Raw genomic sequence first — 5,079 nt, forward strand, 5'->3', positions numbered from 1 at the left:
CGGCACTCCCAAACCTATGGCCGCCCTGCTTCTCCTACACAGCAGGGCAGGTGCGGCAAAGAGTCCCCGCTTCGGGCCGGCTCTGTGTTGTCGAAAGGCTCGGCGCTCCTAGCGTGGCTGCATGCCCCTCACCGCCGCAGCATCCCGCACCGGCCGTTTTGTCCTGTCTCCGCGCCGGCTGCTCAGGCGCCATCACCGCCTGCTTGCTGCGCTGCTGCTCTGCGCTGCCGCCGCACTGATGGTCCATCAGCTGACCCCTGCGCCGGCCGCCACCCAATCCGTGGTCACAGCGGCCTCGGATCTGCCGGCCGGCAGCGTTCTGTCCGCGGCGGATATCGAAGTACGCGACTTGCCCGCAGACGCCGTGCCGGCCGGAACTGCCGGGAACCCAGCCCAGCTGGTGGGCCAGCGGCTGGCCACGGCCCTGCGCGCCGGTTCTCCGGTCGCCGACACCTCGATCGTAGGGCCGGGCCTCTTGGCGGGTGCACCCAGGGGTACCGTGGCCGTCCCGGTGCGGCCGGCAGACCCCTCCACCGTGCAGTTGGTTTCACCGGGTCAATTGGTGGACATCGTCCTGAGCAGCGGCAATGGATTCGAAGAACCGGCCGAATCGACGGTCTTGGCGCGCGCAGTTCCAGTGCTGTGGAAAGCCGACGGCGGCCCAGCGCCGGCTACGCTGCTCCGGGCCTCCGAACCAGACGGGCTCGTGGTGGTAGCGGCAGCGCCGTCGGACGCCACGGCCCTGGCCGGCGCCTCCAGCAGGGGCAACATCTTCCTGGTGTTGGTCGGCTGACCGGTCCCGGGTGACCGGCCCAACCTGTTCCATCAGAAAGGATGTGCCAGCCCGCCGGTTGGCTTGCGGCTTAGCTCCAGTGCGGCGGACGCTGCTCCCGCAGCCAGGCGTCGCGGTCCTCGTCGCGGTCGCCCCATGAACGAGGATCGTCCTCCGCTGCCTTGGTGGGCAGGGCGGGCGCCTGGCTGTGCCTGGACCGGCGCGGCCGCAACCGGTTGTCCTCGGCGTCCGGTGCCGAGTCGGCCGAATCCGCCTGCGGGGTCGTCCCCTCGGTTTGTTCCACTCCCGGTTCGGGGCTTGCGGGCGTGGCCGGGCGGTCGTTCTTATCTGCCGGCTCGTCCGGCTTCTGCAGTCCCAAGTAGCCTCCAATGAGGTCCGCGCACTTCTCCGGATTGGTGAACACCTCGATGGTCCACAAAGTCAGTGGCCGCCAGCCGAGCCGCTCCAGCTGCTGCGGGCGCAGCCGGCTGCGTTCGCGCACCGTCAGCTCCCGGTACTGGTGGCTGCCGTCCGACTCCAGAGCCACCGGCAGGGCAGGTTCAGCATCCGGCGAATACTGGACCGTCCCTGTGCTGGCCACGATGTCGATGACTCCGTAGTAATGATCCCAGACGCGGGCGCCGCGGGTGCGGATGCGCTCCACCAGGTCAGCGACCAGCGGGTCGTCGATTCCGGGCGACAGCTCGGGTGCGCGGAAGCGGCCGTCGCCAAGGTGACGGTCCAAAAGATCATGGAAATCGACGGCCCCGTGACGCAGTCGCTCCGGGTCCAGGTCCTCCGGGCGGAAGCAGCTGAGCACATGAAGAGACTGGCGGGAGCGGGTCACCGCAGTGGCGAAGAGCGCCCGTCCTCCCGGCGCCGACAGCGGACCGAAATCATGCACCGCGCGCCCGTGCGGCGTCCTGCCGAAGCCGAGCGAGAAGATCACGTCGTCCCGGACCAGTGCCGAGGCACGTTCCACTGGCACCACCCGGAAGGGCTCCTGGCGGCGCTGGAAGAAGTCCGCCGCGGCCGGGTAGTTGGGCATCTGCAGCCGGATGGCCTCAGCTACCCGTGCAGCGTGCCGGGCGCTGGCTGTCACGACTGCCAGTGACCGCGATGGCCGAAGGCTGATGTGCTCGAAGACGAGGTCCACCACCCGGTTGAGCTCGGCCGGGACGCTCTCCACGCCTTCATGCCCGGCGCCGGGCATGCCGGTGCCGTCCGGCAGGTATTCCACTTCCAGTCCGCCGCCACGGATGGAGCTTGCGCCGGGCAACCGGGTCAGCGCGCCGCCGTAGAACTTCTCGCTCAATGATCGGGTCAAGTCCACGTCCACAGCACGGTAGGCGGTGGTCAGGGCGACCACCGGCAGCACCTCGGAGAGCGCATCGAAGCAGCTGGCCAACCGCTCCGGGCCCTCGCCGGTGACAGGGTCGTTCCGGCGGTCCACGTTGACTTCGAAGGGCTTGGCCCGGCCCAGCTCGCCGTCGCCGAACGCCACCACTTGGTGCGCACGGGAGAATGCGGTCAGGGCCGACGGCAGGCTGGTCGCCTCGGCATCGAGGACGATGACGGCGTCGAACTGCTTGGCTTCCGGCAGCAGGAGCGGCAGCACCAGCGGCGAGGCGGTCCATATCGGCAGCAGAGCCGAGACCAAGGACTCCGATTGTTGCCCCAGCGCTGCCAAGGTGGGTTCCCCGGCCTTGAGCAGGTCGCGCAGCCGATGCGCTGCTTTGGGCTTGCTCTTCAGAGAATGACGCCAGTTCTGGGCCAGCTCCCAGCGCAGCCGGGACGGCCCGGACGCGATGTGGGCGTTGTCCGCCAAGCGGTAGACCGCCTCGAGCTTGCGGAGGTTGTCGCCGTCGGACATAGCCAGGTAGTCATCCCCGCTGATCATGGCTTCCAGTGCGGACTGCCACCAGGCAAGGTCCAGTTCCGCACCGACCTGCTCGGCGCCGACTTCCCGTTTGGCCAGGTCCTCCAGCAGTTCACCCAGACCGTGTTCGCGCATTTGCTCCAGCAGCAGCGTCCGTTCGGGCAGGTTGACCAGTGTTTCCTTGTCCGCTGCCAGGGAGTCCAGCTGCTCCTGCAGTTCACCGTCGGGAATGGCCACCAAGGCACGGTCTTCGGGTACCGGTGCCAGCAGCGCGGCCAGTTTCTGCAGCCGTTCAGCCACACCCCGGTAGAAGCTGTTCAGGTCAGCCAGCCCGGACGGCACCGCGGGATGGCGTTGCGATGTGGCGTAGTCGGCCCACTTGGTCCGCTGTTGCTGCACTTCGAAGAGGGATTCGTGCAGGTCAGAGATGTGCACACCCGGGCGGATGTATTCCTTGGCTACCTTGCGCAGCCGGGAGCGGGTCATCGAGCTCATTTCGATGCCGCGGTCGCGCCGCCAGGAACTTGGCGCAGTGGCCGAAATCAGGTCGGTGACCGGCCGGTCAAAAATGTCCGGCGTGAACTTGTCGAGGCTGCCGCGGACCTCCACCAGCAGCTGCAACTGCTCGCACCACTCGCGGAACGTCCCGGCGAGGGCGATCTGCGAGTGTTCGGCGACCTTGATCATGCGGGCCCGCAGCTGCGGAAGGTCTTTGGCCAGGTCCGCTGCCAGCTGGTGGGCGTCCTCGGTTTCCTTGCGGTTGAGCAGCTTGGCGCCAAACCAGGGGCTCGTGGTGGCGGACTTGCTGAAACTGCCCAGTTCGGCCGCCCGGCCCAGCCGCGCCGCCAGTTCCGCCCGGTCGGTGATGCTGTCCAGTACCGACCGCTTGAGCCGGACCGTGGTGGCCGGCGCGGGATCGAGCGAGGTGAGCTTGGCCAGCGACTGCATCGCCTGGTACGGCGAACAGCGCCAGCGGCTGCGCACATTGTGCAGCGACTTCACGTGGTCCATCAGCTTGTGGCGGTGGTCGGTGAGGGTGGTGTGCAGTTTCTGCAGCTGCGGTTCCTGCGCCTTCTCGCTCCGGCTGATCGCGCGGATCAGTGCCTGGCGAAGCTGATCCGGCGTCAGGTCGGCACTCAACTGCAGCGCCAGCGAGCCCAAGTCCACCGTTTCCAGCAGTTGCACGAATTCATTCAGGGTGCCGCGGCGCTCCGCGACCACCAGGACGCTCTTGCCCTCGTAGGCCAGGGCCGCGGCGGCGTTGATGGCTGTCTGGGTCTGCCCGGTGCCCGGAGGCGCGGAGACCACCAGCGAGTGACCGGCCTGGACCAGGTCCAGGACCTGCTGCTGCGCCGCGTCGGCGTCGAGGAGCAGGAACTCGTCCTGGGGATCGCGTTCGTCGATCGGCGGCAGCTCCACCTGCGGCACCGGCACCACGCCGGCATCCCTCTTCGGCGAATCCTTGGAGCCGGTGCCGGCTTCGGCCAAAGCCCGGATCACCGGGTGGCCGGCATCGAGCAGGACCGGATCGGTGACCGCTTCCAAATCGGCGAAGGTGGAGACCAGGAAATGGTGTTCTATCGTCATGCTCCGCACATCGGCGGTGAGCACGCGCAGGCGTTCCAGCACCGGGTGCGGATCGAGGCGGGCAGTGCTGTAAGCCAGCCGGGCGGTCGCGTCAGCGTCGATGGCGATTCCCTGTTCGGCCGACAGATGGCGGACCAGGGCGGGGTTGAGGCGGGCGCGGTCGGTCAGTTGGAGTTCAAAGTCGTCCTGGCTCGGACGCACCGTCAGCGCCACCGGGATCAGCATCACCGGTGCGTTCAGCGCCTCCGAGCGCCCCACTTCGGGAACCCGCCAGGACGCCGTGCCTGCTGCCAGATACCCGACGTCGATGCCGCGCTCGGAGCCCAGTTCATGGATCTTGGCCCGCAGACTGCGGGCAGTGCGCATCGCCGCGGCGTACTGGTTCGGATCGCGCAGCAAAGTGGAGATGCGGGTGCGGCGCCCGGCCAGCAACTGCGCCAGACCGGAGGGGTGGGCATGCGTCAGGTCGATGCTGTTCGACGACGTCGGAGCGAACCGCAGCAAAGTATCCGACCCGGCGAAATCGCCCAGGTTGTCCAGCCACGATGCCACAACGTCTTCAGCAGCCTCAGCTACGCTGGCCAGCGACACGGCTGTCCCCTTTACTTCACTATCGGCAACTTGCCTCGACCACAACGGCATGTCAAACAACGTATCGGATTTTAAACGCCAAACGGGCGACCGCAACACTGCCTTGGCGATTTTGCCTTGCAGTTCACCCGCGGCTGTGCGGCGGATGCGCTCCGGCTGCCCGTTGTGGCTACTCCCACTCGATGGTTCCCGGCGGCTTGCTCGTCACGTCGAGCACCACGCGGTTGACCCCGTCCACTTCATTGGTGAT

The 5,079-nt window shown here is 67.7% G+C and carries 3 protein-coding genes; 1 reads left to right on the forward strand and 2 read right to left on the reverse strand.

The genetic code is table 11. The features are described 5' to 3' along the window. Positions 1–121: 121 nt before the first annotated feature. Positions 122–793, forward strand: a complete 672-nt coding sequence (cpaB, locus tag AC5RWT_RS34370; protein WP_494084133.1) for a Flp pilus assembly protein CpaB — start codon at positions 122–124, stop codon at positions 791–793. 70 nt (positions 794–863) lie between these two features. Here the strand turns inward: cpaB and AC5RWT_RS34375 are convergent, their stop codons facing one another. Both AC5RWT_RS34375 and AC5RWT_RS34380 read right to left on the reverse strand, forming a co-directional pair. Continuing rightward, positions 864–4,880, reverse strand: a complete 4,017-nt coding sequence (locus AC5RWT_RS34375; RefSeq protein ID WP_494084134.1) for a DUF4011 domain-containing protein — start codon at positions 4,878–4,880, stop codon at positions 864–866. A gap of 118 nt (positions 4,881–4,998) precedes the next feature. Then, positions 4,999–5,079: GMP synthase (glutamine-hydrolyzing) (locus tag AC5RWT_RS34380; RefSeq protein WP_494082216.1), on the reverse strand; the 81-nt coding region annotated here is incomplete at its 5' end.

This window comes from Arthrobacter sp. Dra40 (genome assembly GCF_059091905.1).